We start from the raw sequence: 17922 nt of genomic DNA on the forward strand, positions 1-17922 counted from the left end.
ATGCAAATGCAATCGTTTGACAGTGTGATTGTGTGGGTGATTTTGGCACTAGGCTTGTTTGTCTATCATCAACTTATGTATTTTATTGTGCGCAGCCGTAATGGCTTATTAACAACACAGGACAAAAAGTGGCCCAGCACCTTAAGTTGCTTAATTGGTGCGCTGCCTTTATTGGGGTTACTGGGCACAATTATGGGGTTGTTGGATTCATTCTACGCTATGTCGTTAGGCGATAGTTTTAATGCAACAAGTACGCTTAGTCAGGGGATTGCCAGTGCACTATGGACGACTCAACTCGGGCTTGTTATTGCTGTACCTGCATGGTTGTTATTGAGCTACTTTAATCGTTTAATTGTTAAAGAGAGCCTTGCTAATGCGCAATAGTTTGCAACAGCGTCTTGAACAACAGCAGCAACATATCGATTTATCGCCGTTATTGGATGTGGTGTTTATTCTATTAATTTTCTTTATTGTTACGACGGTATTTGTAAAAGAAACCGGTGTAGAGGTTGATAAACCCCAAGCACTTTCGACGCAAAAGCTCGCGCGTAATGTCATTATGTTGGCAATTACTAACAATGGTGAAGTGATTTACGATGGTAATAATATTGGTGTTGCAGGTGTACGAAATACGGTGTCGCAGTTATTAGCAGGGCGCGAGCAACCCGTTGTGATCCAAGCTGATAAGCAAGTGCCTACAGAGCTACTGGTACAAGTACTTGACGAGAGCAAGCTTGCAGGTGCTGTTAGCGTTAACATTGCGACCATTAAATAATGCACAGCGATGTTATAAAAGTAAAACGGCATCACTTTTACGCTTTGTGCTTAAGCTGCGTGTTATTAGCTGCGGCGTTATCGTTGTTGTTTATGAAACAGTGGTTTGGCGAACAGTTGCAGCAAACTGTAACGGTACGCGAAGCAGTATTAGTGAGTTTACCACCACCGCCACCTCCTCCTGTGTCGCAACAAGTAGAGCAAGTTACGCCTACATTGTTGCTTTCAATTTCGGGCGATGGCCCGAGCATTGAAATGAGTATTGATAAAACGACCGATCCTTTATTAACACTTACACCGCCAATGCCTATGTTTCATGAGCAGCAAGACTGGCAAGTAGACTTAAGCGTAGATTGGCAGGCTTTTGGGCTTGAGCAACTTGACTCGTTGCCACAAGTGATGACTGGATTTAAAGCACCTTACCCTAATGCGTTAGTGCGTAAAGGCATTCATAAGGTATTGGTGAAATTAGATGTATTTATAGATGAAATGGGACATGTGAGTTTAGTTGAGGTGATAAATAACGATTACCCAGAACTTGACAGTGCGATTAAAAAACTAGTAAAAGAATCTCGTTTTAGTGTGCCAAAAAAAGATGATATAGCAGTAAAAGCACGTTTTATTTGGCCTGTGGAATTTAAAAAGTCATGAATATAAAAAGAACCTTATTTAAAACAATAGCACTAACATGTGTATTGATAACGCATGTTGCAACAGCCAAAGTTGATGTTACATTAAGTGAGCCTATCTGGTTATTTAATGCTGACACTAAGGCATTATTACAAAACGACGCGAGATTAGAGCCGCAAGAGCAGGGCGTGGCAAATGCGTTAAAACCTGTGTTAGCAAGTCAAGATTATCAACAAGCTGCACTGATTTTACAAGGATATAAATCAAGTGAAAAAAGTGCCGCTTTATGGCAAGTGACCGGGCAAGTTTATTTAGCATTAAAGCGTTTAAATGAAGCCGAAAATGCGTTTAAAATGGCGCTAAAATTACAGTCTAATTTAGGGCGTAGTGAGCGAAGCCTTGCCGTTATTTATTTACAGCAACAGCAACCAGATAAAGCGATTAAACACTTAAGTAATGCTGTTGTACTTGGTCAGCAGGACGATCAACTATTTGGTCAACTAGGCTATTTACACTTACAAAATAACAATCCATGGGCTGCAATTAGCGGCTATCAGAACGCATTGTTATTAGCGCCTCAAAATAGCCAATGGCAGCAGGGATTGCTGGTGGCGTTGATCAAAGCGCAGCTATACCCAAGTGCAAACGCGATGCTTAGTGGGATGTTAGAGGCTGATAGTGATAACAAAGATTTATGGTTGCAACGTAGTCAAATAGCATTACAACAAGATAACGAACTACAGGCATTATCTAGTTTAGAGGTGGCATTAAGGCTAGGTGAAAAATCAATTGAAAACCGAGTACTTGCAGCTCAATTGCACCTTAAAAATGGCAGTTTTAGTAAAGCATCAGTACTGTTGGCACAAGTATTAAAGCAAGACCAACAACAGTTTAGCCTTGTTAGTAGTGCCGTTGCTTGGTTATTGCATCAGCAAGAATATAAACAGGCAAGCAAATTACTGGCAAAGGTCACTCAACCTGCAAAGTTAAGTACCGTTGCGAAAGGTGATTACTATACCTTGCAAGGGCAACTGGCAAATGCTCAGAAAAAGACTAAAAAAGCGGCCAGTTATTATCAAAAGGCATTGGCTATTAACCCAAGTAATGGTCAGGTTTTATTGGCGCTCGGTGATTATTATCGCGCTGCGCAGGCTTATAGTCGTGCAGAGCTGTACTATATTAGGGCGCAAGGACTCAGTGCATTTAAAGAGCGTGCTTTAGTGAGTCATGCTCAACTAGAAATAGATCAAACAGATTACAAAAGTGCGGTGATCTTGTTACGAAAAGCCTTGGCTGTAAATCCAAGCCGCTATGATATAGCTAAAAATATTGCGCAATTAGAGCGCCTAACTAGCCAGAGTAGTTAACCTGAATTTGGTTTGAATATTTACTAATAGATTGATTTAATAAGAGTGTTATTCGTTTCTCTCTGACGCAGAGATATTTATTACCCAAATTTTAGGTTAATTAACTATGCCACATACTTACAACATACTTAACCATATTCCAGCTGATGTGGCATGTTTAGATGATTATAGCCGTTATGCCCGCGAGCATTTACCTGATTCATTTTGGCACTATATCAATGGTGCTGGCGCTGATGGTATTTCTAAACAGCGTAATAGGCAGTGTTTTGCTGATATAGTGCTTAAGCCTCTGGTATTAAGTGGCGTGCAATTACCCGATACGACCTGCTCATTGTTCTCGCAGCAGCCGTTTAAGGAACACCATAGTCAGCCGTTTATGCTAGCGCCTGTAGCGTATCAGAAATTATGTCATCCCGATGGGGAAATTGCCACCGCACAGGCTGCGAGCGCGCAAGATGTTGCCATGGTGCTAAGTACCTTATCAAGCCAACCATTGAAAGATGTTGCGGCATTTAAAGGCGCTGCGGCGCAGTGGTTTCAGCTTTATATTCAAGTTGAGCCTAGCGCCACTTTTGATTTAATTAAAAAAGCAGAGCTAGCGGGTTACAGTGCGCTTGTTATTACGGTAGATGCGCTTATTAATGGTTTACGTAATGCTGAGCAACGCAGTGGTTTTTGTTTGCCAGAACACATTAGTGCAATTAATATTGCTGATTATCAGCAACCCACCGCGCAAAGTTTAGCGCAGTGTTTAGCACAAGCACCTAGTTGGCAAACAATTAAAGAGATAAAAGCGCAAACTAAGTTACCTATTATTTTAAAAGGAATTTTAAGTGTTGCAGATGCATTAAAAGCACAGCAATTAGGTGTGGCGGGTATTGTGGTATCGAACCACGGTGGGCGTGTGCTAGATACTGTTGCATCACCCATTGAGCAAATAGCGGCAATACGCCACGCTGTTGGCGATGATTTTACACTTTTGCTTGATAGTGGTATTCGCCGTGGCAGTGATATTTTTAAAGCATTGGCATTAGGGGCCAATAGTGTGCTGATTGGTAGGCCCTTAATGTATTCACTCGCAAGCGCAGGTCCTTTAGGTGTTGCTCATATGATCCGTATATTAAAAGATGAGTTAGCATTTACTATGGCGATGTGTGGCTGTAATAATTTGGCTGAAATAACCCAAGATTGTTTGCAAAATAAATAACCGGAGTTGCTGATAATAAGCTTATTAGCCGTTATTATTAGAAATAACGGCATTGAGATAGTTTATTCTCAATATAAGTCTAAAAGCAAAGGAGGCTAAAGCCTCCATAATGCGTCAAAGGCTAAGCGCCCGGGCCACATTCCATACATTGGTTGATAATGTCTGGGCCAAATTTAAGTTTGGCATTTAAATCACGCAGGGCGGTACGTAGGCCTTCTTCAATTACTGGGTGATAAAATGGCATGTCGAGCATTTGCGGCACGGTCATTTTGTTTTGTACAGCCCATGCCAGTAAGTGGGCGATATGCTCGGCTTGTGGACCGATAAACTCAGCACCTAAAAACAAGCCAGTGCCTTGCTCTGCGTATAAACGCATGTGGCCTTTGTTCTTTAGCATTACGCGGCTTCGGCCTTGGTTTTCAAAACTGACTTCACCAATTTCAAAACAACCGCACTCACCAAAGCGGGCGGTTATTTGCTTGTAGCTTTCACCCACCATGGCTATTTGTGGGTCGCTAAATACTGCGGCAATAGGTGCACGGCGCAGGCCGGATTGTACATTAGGGAATCGTCCTGCATTTTGCCCTGCGATAGTACCTTGATCGCTGGCTTCATGTAACAGAGGGATCATGTTACTGGCGTCCCCTGCGATAAATATGTTTGAATCGCCACATTGCATGGTGTATTTATTGGCAAGCGGCACGCCGCGTTCATCAAGCTCAATACCTGTGTTTTCAAGGCCTAGTTTATCGGTATTTGGCACGCGACCTGTGGCTGCTAGCACATAATCAAATTGCTCTGTTTGTTTTTCACCGTTTTTGTCTACATAGGTAAGTTGTGCTTTATCACCAACGTGTTTCATATCAGAGACATTGGAATCGGTATCAACATAAAACTCTTCCGCGAATACGGTATTTGCGTAATCTTTAATAACTGGATCAGTCACTGGGCCAATCGCGCCACCTACACCGAATAGTTTAACGTTAACGCCTAAACGGTGCAAAGCTTGCCCTATTTCAAGGCCAATAACGCCGGGGCCAAATACGGCAACTGATTCAGGTAGATCCTGCCAATCGAACACGTCGTCGTTAATAATGAGTCTGTCGCCAAAGTTATTAAATACGCCTGGGTATGCAGGTCGCGAACCGGTGGCAATAACAAAACGTTTGGCTGTAATAATTGTGTGATCGTCAATTTGCACACGATTTGTATCTAAAAACTTAGCATAACCACGAATTTTATCATCAGCGGGTATTTCATCTACGGCTTCTACTACAAATCCTGCAAAACGGTCACGTTCGCTGCGCACTCGTGCCATGACTTCTTTACCGTTAATAGTAGGCTTTGAGCTATGCACACCAAACGCAGGTGCCGCTTCAATAGCGTGTGCGGCTTCTGCTGCGGCAATTAATAACTTACTCGGCATACAACCAACACGCGCACAGGTTGTACCGTATGGGCCTGCTTCAATCATTAATACGTTAGCTGTGTGTTGTTTTGCGTTGCGGTATGCGCTTAAGCCTGCGGTGCCAGCACCAATTACAACAACGTCGGTTTGCAGTTCTTTCATAGTGGTATCCTGTTTGCGAATATTTGGCAAAAAAAAGGGGCTGTTAGCCCCTAATATTAATTATGCGAGGGGTGTTAAATATTAAGCAAAATATTTTTCTAAATCGTCAGAGCCACCAATGTGCTTTCCGCCGATAAATACTTGTGGCACAGTTTCACGGCCAGAGATTGCTTTAAGGCTAGTTAGTGATGCGCCTGCACCCATAATGATCTCTTCATACACAAGACCTTTCTCAGTCAATAATGCTTTCGCTTTTTTACAAAATGGGCAGCCAGGTTTAGTAAATAAGCTTACTGCTTGAGGCTTAACTTGCTCTGGGTTGATGTACTCAAGCATTGTGTCTGCGTCTGATACTTCAAACGGGTCACCTGGTAAATCTGGTTCGATAAACATTTTGTCAATCACGCCATCTTTAACCAGCATTGAATAGCGCCAGCTACGTTTGCCAAAACCTATCTCGCTTTTATCAACTAACATGCCCATGCCGTCAGTGAATTCGCCGTTACCGTCAGGTAATACAGTGATGTTTTGTGCTTCTTGGTCAGCGGACCATGCGTTCATTACAAAGGTGTCGTTTACTGATAAACATACAATTTCATCTACGCCATTTTGTTTAAGCACACCCGCTAATTCGTTATAGCGTGGTAAGTGTGTAGATGAACACGTTGGTGTAAATGCACCCGGTAGTGAAAACACAACAACTGTTTTACCTTTAAAAATTTCATCAGTAGTCACTGATTTCCACTCGTCGTTTTGACGCGTTGCGAATGTAACTTGTGGGATTGTTTGACCTTCAATATTCTTTAACATGTTTTTTGTTCCTCTTGATTTGTTGATAGCCATTATGCGTGTAAATTAACAATAGTTCCAATCGTTTGTTTGTATTATAGTGATAGGTAATACCGATTAGTAGTGAGTTTGCAATGAATTTAAAAGACTTAGAATATGTAAAAGCTGTTGCGCACTTTAAGCATTTTCGTAAAGCAGCCGATGCCTGTTATGTCAGTCAACCCACCCTGAGTGGTCAAATAAAAAAATTAGAACACGAGCTAGGAGTCACACTATTTGACCGCTCTACCAAGCACGTTACTTTAACCACGCAGGGTGAACGTTTGTTAACGCAGATCAAAGTGATCTTAGAGCAAACCCAAATATTAAAAGAGCTAGCGGCCACCTCATCGGCGCCACTACAAGGTAAAGTAAGAATAGGCATTATTCCAACAATTGCACCGTATTTATTACCTACTTTACTCACATCGATGAAAGAAGCGTTTGCGCAGAGTCAATTTGCCTTTGTTGAAATGCAAACCGCCACATTATTAAATGCGCTTGATAACGGCGAACTCGACATCGCTATACTAGCAGATGTGCCTGAACTTAAACTTTATCATACGGTTAATTTATACAAAGAAGATTTTTTAGTGGCAATGTCTGAGCAAAATACATTAGCACAGCGCGATAAAATTGCCTTAGACGAACTACGCTCATGTAGCTTATTAATGCTTAGCGATGGGCACTGCTTTAAAGATCAAGCGCAGCAGTTTTGTTTTGCCGCAGGGGTCGATGTATCAAATGAATATTTAGGGAACAGCCTTGAGACATTACTTGCGCTAGTAGCTATGGATGATGGTGTAACGTTTGTGCCAAAGCTGGCATGCGTTGAGCGCGCTGGCATTAGTTATTTACCGATATTTCCGCCTCAACAACGTAGCATTGTGCTTGCGAGTCGTAAACATTACCCCCATTTGGCTGGGGTAGATAAATTAGCTCTATGGCTCAGTGAACACCCAAGCCTTGGTCAACAATTGGTTAAGGCTCTACGTTAATACCCATTTTATTCAAACGTGATTATTCTAGTTTTTTGTTATGGTTTTTTATTTTTAGCCTAATTATTAAATACCTTTTTTGTTTGTTTATATAGGTTTTTTGAAACGGCTGGGTGATATTAATGTAAAGTTGTTTTTAAAGGCAGAGTTAAGCTCTGCTTTTTATTTTCATCATATGGAAGTGATTATAATAAAGCGAATATTCATATTTTCTCACCGTTAATCTCACTCTTTCCTCTTTTGAAAAAAAACGTCACTTTTGGTAGTCACAGCAGCTCCAAGAGTAAATGCTATAGATTCTTTAATTGCACAATTGTCGCGCAGTCAGGTAAAAAGGTTGAGTCTAATTAGCGCTAAATAATTATTAAAATAGAAGGTTAATAGTGTGAAAAATTTAGTAATACACATGAGTGTGCTACTGGCGTGTGTTTTGACAACAAGTTGCACTACGGTATTCGATAAAGCGCATGGTTATCGTGGGCCCATTGTTGTGACGATTGAAACAGAAGATGGCTCAGTGCCAGAATTCCCTTTTTTGATAAAGTCGGCCTATTCAGAGTCGTGTGGTCATAGTAGTTGTGGTATTGACTTTGGTTATAAATATTTTAAAACGGCCTATGCTAATGAGCCAATTACCTTCCCACGGGAGCGTTTGGATTTATTACAGCCCAACGCCTATGCATCGATTGAGTTTACTGTTACTCATCCTAATTATCACCACCGCGGATTTCCGCGAGGCTTTGCGCCCACCGATGCTGATGACCCTATTCATGTCACGTTTACCGTTAAGCCGTTTGCTGAACAAATGAATAAAGTAGCTGGGTGGGCGACTGGCCCTAAACAAGACATGCAAAACTTTACACCTGAGAGCAGAGAATATAAAAAAGCAGACATTCGGTATCGCCAAGCGCGCTTTAATTTAGGAGATATGATCACAAGGCACATTACGGTGATCAAAACTTTTTACTTACCTCATTTTTCAAAACGTATGCAACAACGGGTGATTGAAAAGTATCAACCGATTTTTAGAGCCTGGTATTACGGTGTACCTGAAACGGATTGTTGGGATATGGTTGACTGTAGAAAGCAAATTTTAAAACCAAGGAAGGCTGAGTATGAAGGACTATAAGCGTAAAACTGCACTGCAATTTTACTGTGTGTTACTGGCGTGTTTTTTGACATCAGGCTGTGATTTTTTATTTGATAAAGCGCATGGTTATCGTGGGCCTATTGTTGTGACGATTGAAACAGAAGATGGCTCAGTGCCAGAATTTCCTTTTTTGATAAAGTCGGCCTATTCAGAGTCGTGTGGCCACAGTAGTTGTGGTATTGAATTTGGTTATAAATATTTTAAAGCTGCCTATGCTAATGAGCCAATTACCTTCCCACGCGAGCGTTTGGATTTATTACAGCCCAATGCCTATGCATCGATTGAGTTTACGGTTACCCATCCTAATTATCACCAAGGCGGATTTCCGCGAGGCTTTGGGCCCACCGATGCTGATGATCCTATTCATATCACGTTTACCGTTAAGCCGTTTGCTGAACAAATGAATAAAGTAGCTGGGTGGGCCGAGCAAGGCAAAGTGATGATGCAGAACGCGGCACCAGATAGTAATGAGCATTTCAATGGAAAAATGCAGTTTTGGCAAGAGCGCTTTAATTTAGGAAATACGATCACAAGGCACATTACGGTGATCAAAACTTTTTACTTACCCCATTTTTCAAAACGTATGCAACAACGTGTGATTGAAAAGTATCAACCGATTTTTAGAGCCTGGTATTACGGTGTACCCGAAACAGATTGTTGGAACAAAATGACTTGCCAAGAACATATTTTAAAGCCAAGGGAAGCTGAGTATGAAGGATTATAAGCGTAAAACTGCACTGCAATTTTACTGTATGCTACTGGCGTGTTTTTTGACATCAGGCTGTGATTTTTTATTTGATAAAGCGCATGGTTATCGCGGGCCTATTGTTGTGACGATTGAAACAGAAGATGGCTCAGTGCCAGAATTTCCTTTTTTGATAAAGTCGGCCTATTCAGAGTCGTGTGGCCACAGTAGTTGTGGTATTGAATTTGGTTATAAATATTTTAAAGCTGCCTATGCTAATGAGCCAGTCACCTTCCCACGCGAGCGTTTGGATTTATTACAGCCCAATGCCTATACATCGATTGAGTTTACGGTTACCCATCCTAATTATCACCAAGGCGGATTTCCGCGAGGCTTTGGGCCCACCGATGCCGATGACCCTATTCACATCACGTTTACCGTTAAGCCGTTTGCTGAACAAATGAATAAAGTAGCTGGGTGGGCCGAGCAGGGCAAAGTGATAATGAAGAACGCGGCACCAGATAGTAATGAGCATTTCAATGGAAAAATGCAGCTTTGGCAAGAGCGTTTTAATTTAGGGCAGACGATCACAAGGCACATTACGGTGATCAAAACTTTTTACTTACCCCATTTTTCAAAACGTATGCAACAACGGGTGATTGAAAAGTATCAACCGATTTTTCGAGCCTGGTATTACGGTGTACCCGAAACAGATTGTTGGAACAAAATGACTTGCCAAGAACATATTTTAAAGCCAAGGGAAGCTGAATATGAAGGATTATAAGCGTAAAACTGCACTGCAATTTTACTGTGTGTTACTGGCGTGTTTTTTGACATCAGGCTGTGATTTTTTATTTGATAAAGCGCATGGTTATCGTGGGCCCATTGTTGTGACGATTGAAACAGAAGATGGCTCAGTGCCAGAATTCCCTTTTTTGATAGAGTCTGTGTACACAGAGTCATGTGGTCATAGTAGTTGTGGCATAGACTCCGGTTATAGATACTTTAAAACTGCCTATGCTAACGAGCCAATTACCTTCCCACGCGAGCGTGTGGATTTATTACAACCCAATGCCTATGCAACAATTCTTTTTAAGGTTACTCATCCTAATTATCACTACAATGTATTTACGCGAGGCTTTGGGCCCACCGATGCTGATGACCCCATACATATCACGTTTACCGTTAAGCCGTTTGCTGAACAAATGAATAAAGTAGCTGGGTGGGCGACTGGCCCTAAACAAGACATGCAAAACTTTACACCTGAGAGCAGAGAATATAAAAAAGCAGACATTCGGTATCGCCAAGCGCGCTTTAATTTAGGAAATACGATCACAAGGCACATTACGGTGATAAAAACTTTTTACTTACCTCATTTTTCAAAACGTATGCAACAACGGGTTATTGAAAAGTATCAACCTATTTTTAGAGCCTGGTATTACGGCGTACCTGAAACGGATTGTTGGGATATGGTTGACTGTAGAAAGCAAATTTTAAAACCAAGGAAGGCTGAATATGAAGGACTATAAGCGTAAAACTGCACTTTTTTTTGGGGCGGTAATGGTATTTAATTGTGCTGCGCACGATACCAATACCAACCTCGATAATTGACTAAGGCTCTACGTTAATTAACTGTACTACATCATTAATTTGAATGTTGGGTAAAGGTTGCTGATTCACACTGACCGCAACTGCGCTTTGCTGGTATACCTGATTTACTTGTACTGTGTTTAATGTCGTGATCAGGTGTGGCATTTTATTACCCGCAGCGTCTGTTAAATAGTTATGGTGGGCAATACTTAATAACTGGCCTTTTTCTAGGCCGTGCGCTTTCCCTAAATTAATAATTAATTTATCGTTTTCAATATGTAAAATCTTACCTTGTGTTTCAAGGCACGCCATTGCTGCTTGTAAGTCGTAACTCGCTGTTTGGTTTATTTCTTCGATGCTTTTACCATAATCAGAGCCCCAAAATTTTTCGCTAAATACATCAATAATCTCGGTTTTTTCAAAAGGCCAAATAGCTTGGCTACGATAGCTTTTTTGCCATAATCGCTCATAGGTGGTGCCATCAAATAGTGCAAAGTCGACCTTGTATGAACGTTGGTATGTTTCATCTTGCCAAAAGGCATAGTCGCTATTAAGTTTGTCGCTATTTGAAATGTCGACCATTTGGCTTAATAACACGTATTGCGAATTGCTGCGCATAGCAATTTCTTCTAATAGGGCGTTACTGTAATCGTATTGCTGATTAAAAAACTCACCAACGCGAATAGGAAAATTAAAGTAGGCGGTGGGCTTAGCGTTCATGGCCGACTTATTTAAAGTCTTATAGAGAGATTCGCTGGTGGCTTTGTCAATGTCAAAAATTTGACCCATCATTGCTTGTTCACGATTGACTAATTGGGTCTGAGTGATCGCAACAAATTTATTAAATTGGCTTGCCGGGCAGTGCTCTTGTTGTGGGAAAATATCTAAACGCAACGTAATCGCGAGCTGGTCAGATCTTCGGTCTTCGCTGATCATCTCTATTTTTTGAATTTCACCGTGGCTTTTTATTTTTAACTGATCTTGCATTAGCACGCCGTCAACTAAGGTTTGCATTGACGTAACGCGTGCACCAGAGAACACTAATGCCTGCGTGATCGCATCTTTTATAGCCGCTGACTTAGCGCCGCTAATATCGTTATTTTTAATACTGGCGTGGCCGGTTGATTCGTACCATTGTGCAAATGCATTTACAGAGAAAAAGCTAATGCTTAGCCAGCTAGTGATGATCACTATAATTGATAACACGCGTTTCATTTTCCTAACCCCATACCTACATTTGCTATTATGAATAACAGAGCAAGGACTGTACCAGTTGTTTAATTATAGGCTTTTAAAACAGAATTACACACTAACCTTGGCATTAATTGTGCATTAATCTGACGATTATGACTCTTTAAAAGCGTGAAAATGCCATGCGTACTGTAATTTTGTTTTGTACTTTAGCAAGCCTGAGCTTAGCTGGCTGTAGTAGTATTTTTGATAAACATGTGGAATATAAGTATGTAGAGCCAGATAACTACCCAATATTAAAAGCAATAGGGTATGCCCCCATAAGCGCTCAACAGGGGGAAAACCAGTCACAACGTTCACTCATGGCAATTAAAGCATCTAAGCTTGAAGCTTACCGTGAGCTTGCTGAGCAAGTGTATGGGCAAAAAATTACCGCTGGTACAACAGTGCAAGGCAGTATTGCGCAAAATGATCGGCTACAAAGTCAAGTTCAAGGGGTGATTAAAGGCGCGCAGGTCGTTAAAACATATGCTGTTGGCGACACCTACGCTACAGAGTTGCATCTTGATATGAAGCGGGTACATGATTTATATATTGGTGAAATTAAGCCAAGAGAAGTTAAAAAAGTAACGTATTACTAAGAGTTTGTTATGCAATGCCCGAGGCGCTATATTTTTATTGATATGTGCTAAGTATGACTTTTTTAAAAGAAATGACAGGCCGCTTTCATTAAAATTTGGATGCAGTAGGGAATGCTTAATATAATCTTAAGTGTTGGTTACGAAGAAGCTTATGCTTTTAGATTTCTAACTAATTCATTATTACCATGAACAGCACTGCCGCCTTGGTCATAAGTCATAGATGTTGGCGCGCCAATTAATATATCTTTCAATTGTCTAACTGTTAAATTTGCTTGATGAGCAGCATGAGCATTAACGTCGTTTTTTTTCTTACAAAACTCTAGTTGCTTTCGGACATTATGAATAAGTTCAGGGAGTTCAGCTGATTGCTCATCATTAGTCGTCATTAAGGTTTTTAGTTCTTTATCGAGCGTTTGAATTTTACTTAAAAAACTAAGCTTCTGTTGGGCAAGATCTTTTAATCCTTCACCACGGCGAGATGCAATGGCTGTTAATTCATCATCTAAAATACTGGCCAATGAGGTTAAGCAATTTAACTGCATTGTGAGCTTAGAGCATATTAAAGAATTATGATCAGCCATACACATCAAACTCAAATGAAGCTATGCTTTTTGCTAACTTTTCAGTATCAACTTGATATTTACCTTCGCTGATTGCTTTTTTCAGCTCTTCAACTTTTTTACTATCAAAGCCAGATGACTGCTGTGTTTTTTCTTGCAGTGATTTAAGCTGCTGAGCTTGAGGTGTTAAGCTAACAGAGTCAGTTGCAGCTTTAGGAGCCGCCGTTTGCACTGCTGTTTGTGAACTATTATTTTGTAAATCAACTTTTTGCTGTTTAGCATTGGCCAACACATTAGCCTGTTGTTGACCTTTATTTACTTGGCTTACCATGATTTTAACCTATACATTACCCAACTGATGCCTAGTTATCGGCATATATGTTAGTTACTTTAGCATAAATATGGAAATTTAAATATTTACCTGCACAGACTCTACACCGTCAACACGGGCATTTAAAATTTTCCCTGATTTTTTATTCTTAACTTTTATCTGCTCTCCTAAAGTACCATCTTCAAGGGCTAAACCTGAAGCTTTAATTTTTAACCCTCGGATCACAGCAAAAATAGTGACGTTGTCGCCTTTGCAAACCATACATATTTGGTTCATAGAAATAGGAAAACCACTGCGTATATTTCGTTTACTACGACTGCCAATCAGTAACTGTGTGTCTTGGAGATGCTGAACTCGAACAAAATGTTTAGGCTTCATAATTAAACTTAAATGATGATCTTGAATAACTTCGCCTCTGGCGAGGTTTTCACTGGCGACCACTACTGCAGAAAGCTCAACGACACGTACGTGAACATATTGGCTCCAGCTATTCGTATCATCACATTTAACTTGAACTGTGACCTGACGATTAAAGGGCGGTTCTGTAGGAATCGTTAGCATAGGTTGACTTTGACAACTGCGATCAGGGATTCTGCTATCCAAGGTGAGTGCGTTAAGTTGGCGAGTTTCTGGGTGCGAAGGGCCTAACTGATCAGCCACGTACGAAACCGCAAGTTCTTGTAATTCTTCCTTGCTGTAAGATTGAGCGTATAGAGGTGATACTAGAAATTGGCTAGCAAGAAAATAAAAAACACTGTATCTTCGGCTTTTTTTTAACAAACTCATAATGTTTCGACTATGCTTATTGTTGAAAACAGGGTATATATATTTAGCGTCAAAGAATAGACGCTCCCGCGATGTTATGTAGCTTTAAAGAAGGAAAGCAATTATTGTTCCGTTATTATTCGCTTTCTTTAGGAGATTGAAATGGCAGGCATTTTAGACTCAGTGAACCAACGTACTCAGTTGGTTGGGCAAAACCGCCTTGAATTATTATTATTCAAGCTAAGAGGGCGGCAGCGCTTTGGTATAAACGTGTTTAAAGTGAGAGAAGTACTACAATGCCCTCCTTTAACCAATATGCCAAAATCAAATGCGTATATTCGAGGTGTTGCACATATACGTGGGCAGACAATTTCTGTTATTGATTTATCTATGGCCGTTGGTGGCCCTGCAATCGAAAATATAAAAGATAGTTTTATCATCATTGCTGAATATAACCGCTCCGTTCAAGGGTTTTTAGTGGGTGGTGTTGAACGTATTGTTAATATGAATTGGGAAAAAATAATGCCGCCGCCATCTGGGGCTGGTCGATATTCATATTTAACGGCAGTGACCGAAATTGAAAATGAGTTGGTTGAAATTCTTGATGTAGAAAAAATCTTGAATGAAATCTGCCCTGTAAATACAGAAGTTAGCGCCGAAATCGCTAGTGATGGTGAAATTCAAAAAGACTTAGGTGAGCGTATCGTCTTTATTGCTGATGACTCAGCCGTTGCGCGCAACCAAGTAAAACGTGCTCTGGAACCCTTAGGTGTTCAAACTGAACTCGCTAAAAATGGTAAAGAGGCATTAATTCGTCTTCGTGAAATTGCAGAACTTGATTGCAAACATGATATTACTGAACGTGTTGGTTTGTTGATTTCAGATGTAGAAATGCCTGAAATGGACGGCTATACTCTTACCGCTGAAATTAAAGCTGATCCAAAACTTGCGCCGTTACATGTTATTTTACATACATCGCTTAGTGGTGTGTTTAATCAAGCAATGATTGAAAAAGTCGGTGCTGATGACTTTATTGCAAAATTTAACCCAGATGAATTGGCAACAGCAGTAAAAAAATGGGTTCATTGTGACTAATTCTGATAGGTGGTGTTACTTTGGAAAATAAGCATTTAGAGCAAGGCGAGTATAATCAATTTCGTTCTTTTTTAGAGCAACAATGCGGCATTGTGTTAGGCGATAATAAGCTTTATTTAGTTAAAAGCAGACTTGCGCCTTTAATGGTGCGCTTTAAAGTTGAATCGCTTTCGCAATTGGTTAGTAAAACACTCAGCCCACATGAGCGTCAGTTACGCGCTGCAGTTGTTGATGCAATGACAACAAATGAAACACTTTGGTTCAGGGATCAATATCCTTTTGAGTTATTGCAATCTAAATTGTTTCCTGAGCATAAAGAGTTACGTAGGCCATTAAAAATATGGTCTGCGGCGAGCTCTTCTGGGCAGGAGCCTTACTCAATTGCAATGTCGGTTGCTGAATTTCAGGCTAAGCAGCCTGGTGTATTAAAAATGGGTGCTCAGATAATTGGTACTGATATTTCTAATACGATGCTAGATATGTGTAAACATGCAGAATATGATTCACTCGCTTTAGCTCGTGGTTTGTCAGTAGAGCGCCGTAAAAAGTTTTTTAAAGACAGCGGCAATGGCATGGCGCAGGTTGTTGATCCTATTAAAAAACTGGTTAGTTTTAGACACCTAAATTTATTAGACTCGTATGCGCTGATGGGGAAGTTTGATATTATTTTTTGCCGTAACGTATTGATTTATTTTTCACCTGAAGTGAAAGCAAAAATTATCGCCCAATTTGCTCAAGCGCTTAACCCTAAGGGCTTTTTGTTTTTAGGAGCGTCAGAGTCAATGTCGGGACTCAGTGATGAGTTTGATATGGTTAGGTGCAACCCTGGAATTATTTATCAAAAAAAATAACTAATTCACTTCTAGCTACTCCTAAAAAAACGGTGCCGTATAAGCACCGTTTTTCTTTATAATTAATAAGTTAATCCTTCCTTTATTGTGTTCATTAAACTGGCTCGTCTTTTGCATTAATCAACTTAAGTCAATTTTTTGGAGATGGTTATGGCTATCAGTTTTGATAAAGCATTTGGGGTGCATCCTCACGCAATGTTGATCCGTTCGCAGCGAGCAGAGTTATTAGCAACCAATATCGCTAATGCTGATACGCCAGGCTATAAAGCGAAAGATATCGATTTTGCGTCTGCACTTAAAACGGCAAAAAGCCACCAGCAAAGCGGCAACAGCATGGTAACAACCAACGCTAAACACATTGCCGGCGGCAGTCGTTATGTAGGTAATAGTGAAATGTTTCGCTCGCCAAATCAAACAGATACAGGTGATGGTAACTCAGTGGATATACAAGTGGAACGAAACTTGTATACAAAGAACTCATTAGAGTATCAGGCAAGCCTGCAGTTTATGAGCGGTAAAATTAAAGGCCTTAAAAAAGCCCTCGGTAGTCAAGGAGCCTAAGCATGAGTTTATATAACGTTTTCGATATTTCAGGTACAGGTATGAGTGCACAGAATGTACGCTTAAATACCACAGCCAGTAATATTTCTAATGCCAATACTATTAGCTCAAGCCAAGACAAGACTTATCGAGCACGCCACGCTGTGTTTGCTGCGGAGTTGAGTAAAGCCTCGGAATCGCACGGCAACAAACAGGGGTCGTCTGTTGGCGTAAAAGTGTTAGGGATCGTGGAGAGTAATAAGCCACTGCAAATAGAATATAACCCGAACCATCCAAGTGCGGATGAAAATGGTTATATCTACAAACCTAATGTTAACGTTGTTGAAGAAATGGCTAATATGATTTCTGCCTCACGCTCTTATCAAACAAATGTGCAAGTTGCTGATGCAGCAAAGCAAATGTTAAGCAAAACACTGTTGCTTGGGCAGCGGTAATTGAGGAAAGGTTATGAGTAACGATATCAGCACAGCATCGTCAACCTATTTAGATTCGCTCAAGTGGCAAGATAAACAGGTAGCGAGTGAGCAAAAAAGCGATGAGTTAACGCAAGAAGATTTTTTCTCGCTGCTAACTCAACAGTTGTCATTTCAAGATCCTAGTAAGCCGGCCGACAATGATCAGATGATCGCACAGATGACCAGTTTTACTATGGCTGAAGGGATCTCGAATTTAAATAGCAACTTTCAGTCACTGGCAGCGTCAATGACATCGAATTCAGCATTACAAGCCTCAACTCTAGTGGGTAAGCAGGCGTTATTAGAGTCTGATAAGTTAGATTTGAATGACACTGGTGATGCTCGCGGGACTGCTGTTGCTGAAGGCCCCGTTGAAAGCTTGATGCTACGAATCGAAGATTCTTCAGGGCAGTTGGTACGTACCATTGATATGGGGGCTCAACCAGCGGGTGCTGTGCGTTTTGCATGGGATGGTAAAAATGCCGATGGGGAACGTTTACCTCCAGGTGAATACAAAATTAAAGCAGAAGGGCAGCTTAATGGTGAGTTTACAAGTTTACCTGTTGCAACTTTTAAGAATATCGAAAGTGTGAATATTAATGGTGCTAATGGCATTATCGTTAACACAAAAGAAGGTGCGGTTAGGCTAACTGACGTTGCAGAAATCGCGTAG

The 17922-nt window shown here is 40.7% G+C and carries 22 protein-coding genes; 16 read left to right on the plus strand and 6 right to left on the minus strand.

Annotated elements, in window-relative coordinates; genetic code table 11:
* The 5 genes from A7967_RS01990 to A7967_RS02010 all read left to right on the plus strand — a co-directional run bounded on the left by A7967_RS01990 (nt 1) and on the right by A7967_RS02010 (nt 3978).
* A complete protein-coding gene (locus A7967_RS01990) occupies nt 1–384 on the plus strand; it encodes a MotA/TolQ/ExbB proton channel family protein (protein ID WP_064435336.1) in 384 nt (127 codons plus the stop codon).
* Nucleotides 374–775 (plus strand): ExbD/TolR family protein, encoded by a 402-nt coding sequence (locus A7967_RS01995; protein WP_064435337.1) that lies wholly within the window; start codon nt 374–376, stop codon nt 773–775. The genes A7967_RS01990 and A7967_RS01995 overlap by 11 nt, the downstream gene beginning before the upstream one ends.
* A 92-nt stretch (nt 776–867) precedes the next feature.
* Entirely contained in the window at nt 868–1425 is a 558-nt protein-coding gene (locus A7967_RS02000) for an energy transducer TonB (protein ID WP_157756399.1), read from the plus strand.
* Entirely contained in the window at nt 1422–2771 is a 1350-nt protein-coding gene (locus tag A7967_RS02005) for a tetratricopeptide repeat protein (RefSeq protein ID WP_064435339.1), read from the plus strand. The genes A7967_RS02000 and A7967_RS02005 overlap by 4 nt, the downstream gene beginning before the upstream one ends.
* 106 nt (nt 2772–2877) lie before the next feature.
* Complete coding sequence (locus A7967_RS02010; protein ID WP_064435340.1) at nt 2878–3978, plus strand: alpha-hydroxy acid oxidase; 1101 nt, start codon at nt 2878–2880, stop codon at nt 3976–3978.
* A gap of 121 nt (nt 3979–4099) precedes the next feature.
* On the opposite strand, the gene A7967_RS02015 is transcribed toward A7967_RS02010, so the two are convergent.
* Both A7967_RS02015 and A7967_RS02020 read right to left on the minus strand, forming a co-directional pair.
* Nucleotides 4100–5548, minus strand: a complete 1449-nt coding sequence (locus tag A7967_RS02015; protein WP_064435341.1) for a dihydrolipoyl dehydrogenase — start codon at nt 5546–5548, stop codon at nt 4100–4102.
* Nucleotides 5549–5629: 81 nt separating this feature from the next.
* A complete protein-coding gene (locus tag A7967_RS02020; RefSeq protein WP_054203378.1) occupies nt 5630–6358 on the minus strand; it encodes a glutathione peroxidase in 729 nt (242 codons plus the stop codon).
* 113 nt (nt 6359–6471) lie between these two features.
* On the opposite strand from A7967_RS02020, the gene A7967_RS02025 reads away from it, so the two are divergent.
* The 5 genes from A7967_RS02025 to A7967_RS02045 all read left to right on the plus strand — a co-directional run bounded on the left by A7967_RS02025 (nt 6472) and on the right by A7967_RS02045 (nt 10738).
* Nucleotides 6472–7374, plus strand: a complete 903-nt coding sequence (locus tag A7967_RS02025; RefSeq protein ID WP_054203377.1) for a LysR substrate-binding domain-containing protein — start codon at nt 6472–6474, stop codon at nt 7372–7374.
* Between the two features lie 385 nt (nt 7375–7759).
* Nucleotides 7760–8503, plus strand: coding sequence for a hypothetical protein (locus tag A7967_RS02030; protein WP_054203376.1), 744 nt, complete (start codon nt 7760–7762; stop codon nt 8501–8503).
* Nucleotides 8490–9248, plus strand: a complete 759-nt coding sequence (locus A7967_RS02035) for a hypothetical protein (RefSeq protein WP_054203375.1) — start codon at nt 8490–8492, stop codon at nt 9246–9248. Before A7967_RS02030 ends, A7967_RS02035 begins: the two co-directional genes overlap by 14 nt.
* A complete protein-coding gene (locus tag A7967_RS02040; protein WP_054203374.1) occupies nt 9235–9993 on the plus strand; it encodes a hypothetical protein in 759 nt (252 codons plus the stop codon). Before A7967_RS02035 ends, A7967_RS02040 begins: the two co-directional genes overlap by 14 nt.
* Complete coding sequence (locus tag A7967_RS02045) at nt 9980–10738, plus strand: hypothetical protein (protein WP_054203373.1); 759 nt, start codon at nt 9980–9982, stop codon at nt 10736–10738. The genes A7967_RS02040 and A7967_RS02045 overlap by 14 nt, the downstream gene beginning before the upstream one ends.
* Nucleotides 10739–10820: 82 nt before the next feature.
* On the opposite strand, the gene A7967_RS02050 is transcribed toward A7967_RS02045, so the two are convergent.
* The gene (locus A7967_RS02050) at nt 10821–12014 is read right to left on the minus strand and encodes a flagellar assembly protein FlgT (protein WP_054203372.1); all 1194 of its coding nucleotides are present in this window, start codon (nt 12012–12014) and stop codon (nt 10821–10823) included.
* 158 nt (nt 12015–12172) lie between these two features.
* Between A7967_RS02050 and A7967_RS02055 the strand changes: the two genes are divergently transcribed.
* Nucleotides 12173–12631, plus strand: coding sequence for an LPP20 family lipoprotein (locus A7967_RS02055; protein WP_054203371.1), 459 nt, complete (start codon nt 12173–12175; stop codon nt 12629–12631).
* A 149-nt stretch (nt 12632–12780) separates the two neighbouring features.
* Here the strand turns inward: A7967_RS02055 and flgN are convergent, their stop codons facing one another.
* From flgN to flgA, 3 genes are all read right to left on the minus strand, one after another.
* Nucleotides 12781–13212: a flagellar export chaperone FlgN gene (gene flgN / locus A7967_RS02060; RefSeq protein WP_054203370.1), complete on the minus strand. Its 432-nt coding sequence runs from the start codon at nt 13210–13212 to the stop codon at nt 12781–12783.
* Nucleotides 13205–13522: a flagellar biosynthesis anti-sigma factor FlgM gene (gene flgM / locus A7967_RS02065; protein WP_054203369.1), complete on the minus strand. Its 318-nt coding sequence runs from the start codon at nt 13520–13522 to the stop codon at nt 13205–13207. The genes flgN and flgM overlap by 8 nt, the downstream gene beginning before the upstream one ends.
* A 78-nt stretch (nt 13523–13600) precedes the next feature.
* Entirely contained in the window at nt 13601–14308 is a 708-nt protein-coding gene (gene flgA, locus A7967_RS02070; protein ID WP_054203368.1) for a flagellar basal body P-ring formation chaperone FlgA, read from the minus strand.
* Nucleotides 14309–14449: 141 nt separating this feature from the next.
* On the opposite strand from flgA, the gene A7967_RS02075 reads away from it, so the two are divergent.
* The 5 genes from A7967_RS02075 to A7967_RS02095 all read left to right on the plus strand — a co-directional run bounded on the left by A7967_RS02075 (nt 14450) and on the right by A7967_RS02095 (nt 17922).
* Entirely contained in the window at nt 14450–15382 is a 933-nt protein-coding gene (locus tag A7967_RS02075) for a chemotaxis protein (protein WP_054203367.1), read from the plus strand.
* 20 nt (nt 15383–15402) lie between these two features.
* Nucleotides 15403–16233, plus strand: coding sequence for a CheR family methyltransferase (locus A7967_RS02080; protein WP_054203366.1), 831 nt, complete (start codon nt 15403–15405; stop codon nt 16231–16233).
* Nucleotides 16234–16383: 150 nt separating this feature from the next.
* A complete protein-coding gene (flgB, locus tag A7967_RS02085) occupies nt 16384–16794 on the plus strand; it encodes a flagellar basal body rod protein FlgB (RefSeq protein WP_054203365.1) in 411 nt (136 codons plus the stop codon).
* Between the two features lie 2 nt (nt 16795–16796).
* Nucleotides 16797–17228 carry a flagellar basal body rod protein FlgC gene (flgC, locus tag A7967_RS02090; protein WP_054203364.1) on the plus strand — a complete coding sequence of 144 codons (432 nt, stop codon included), beginning with the start codon at nt 16797–16799 and terminating at the stop codon, nt 17226–17228.
* Between the two features lie 13 nt (nt 17229–17241).
* Entirely contained in the window at nt 17242–17922 is a 681-nt protein-coding gene (locus A7967_RS02095; RefSeq protein WP_054203363.1) for a flagellar hook assembly protein FlgD, read from the plus strand.

Source organism: Pseudoalteromonas neustonica (genome assembly GCF_001653135.1).
GTDB lineage: Bacteria > Pseudomonadota > Gammaproteobacteria > Enterobacterales > Alteromonadaceae > Pseudoalteromonas > Pseudoalteromonas neustonica.

What these genes read in the sequence shown, in the direction of transcription:
- A7967_RS02025 (WP_054203377.1), top strand. Translation starts at nt 6,472, where the DNA reads ATGAATTTAAAAGACTTAGAATATGTAAAAGCTGTTGCGCACTTTAAG.
- flgB (WP_054203365.1), top strand. Translation starts at nt 16,384, where the DNA reads ATGGCTATCAGTTTTGATAAAGCATTTGGGGTGCATCCTCACGCAATG.
- flgN (WP_054203370.1), bottom strand. Translation starts at nt 13,212, where the DNA reads ATGGCTGATCATAATTCTTTAATATGCTCTAAGCTCACAATGCAGTTA.
- A7967_RS02020 (WP_054203378.1), bottom strand. Translation starts at nt 6,358, where the DNA reads ATGTTAAAGAATATTGAAGGTCAAACAATCCCACAAGTTACATTCGCA.
- flgM (WP_054203369.1), bottom strand. Translation starts at nt 13,522, where the DNA reads ATGGTAAGCCAAGTAAATAAAGGTCAACAACAGGCTAATGTGTTGGCC.
- A7967_RS02005 (WP_064435339.1), top strand. Translation starts at nt 1,422, where the DNA reads ATGAATATAAAAAGAACCTTATTTAAAACAATAGCACTAACATGTGTA.
- A7967_RS02040 (WP_054203374.1), top strand. Translation starts at nt 9,235, where the DNA reads ATGAAGGATTATAAGCGTAAAACTGCACTGCAATTTTACTGTATGCTA.
- flgC (WP_054203364.1), top strand. Translation starts at nt 16,797, where the DNA reads ATGAGTTTATATAACGTTTTCGATATTTCAGGTACAGGTATGAGTGCA.
- A7967_RS02045 (WP_054203373.1), top strand. Translation starts at nt 9,980, where the DNA reads ATGAAGGATTATAAGCGTAAAACTGCACTGCAATTTTACTGTGTGTTA.
- A7967_RS01995 (WP_064435337.1), top strand. Translation starts at nt 374, where the DNA reads ATGCGCAATAGTTTGCAACAGCGTCTTGAACAACAGCAGCAACATATC.
- A7967_RS01990 (WP_064435336.1), top strand. Translation starts at nt 1, where the DNA reads ATGCAAATGCAATCGTTTGACAGTGTGATTGTGTGGGTGATTTTGGCA.
- A7967_RS02015 (WP_064435341.1), bottom strand. Translation starts at nt 5,548, where the DNA reads ATGAAAGAACTGCAAACCGACGTTGTTGTAATTGGTGCTGGCACCGCA.
- A7967_RS02055 (WP_054203371.1), top strand. Translation starts at nt 12,173, where the DNA reads ATGCGTACTGTAATTTTGTTTTGTACTTTAGCAAGCCTGAGCTTAGCT.
- A7967_RS02035 (WP_054203375.1), top strand. Translation starts at nt 8,490, where the DNA reads ATGAAGGACTATAAGCGTAAAACTGCACTGCAATTTTACTGTGTGTTA.
- A7967_RS02050 (WP_054203372.1), bottom strand. Translation starts at nt 12,014, where the DNA reads ATGAAACGCGTGTTATCAATTATAGTGATCATCACTAGCTGGCTAAGC.
- flgA (WP_054203368.1), bottom strand. Translation starts at nt 14,308, where the DNA reads ATGAGTTTGTTAAAAAAAAGCCGAAGATACAGTGTTTTTTATTTTCTT.
- A7967_RS02075 (WP_054203367.1), top strand. Translation starts at nt 14,450, where the DNA reads ATGGCAGGCATTTTAGACTCAGTGAACCAACGTACTCAGTTGGTTGGG.
- A7967_RS02010 (WP_064435340.1), top strand. Translation starts at nt 2,878, where the DNA reads ATGCCACATACTTACAACATACTTAACCATATTCCAGCTGATGTGGCA.
- A7967_RS02000 (WP_157756399.1), top strand. Translation starts at nt 868, where the DNA reads ATGAAACAGTGGTTTGGCGAACAGTTGCAGCAAACTGTAACGGTACGC.
- A7967_RS02095 (WP_054203363.1), top strand. Translation starts at nt 17,242, where the DNA reads ATGAGTAACGATATCAGCACAGCATCGTCAACCTATTTAGATTCGCTC.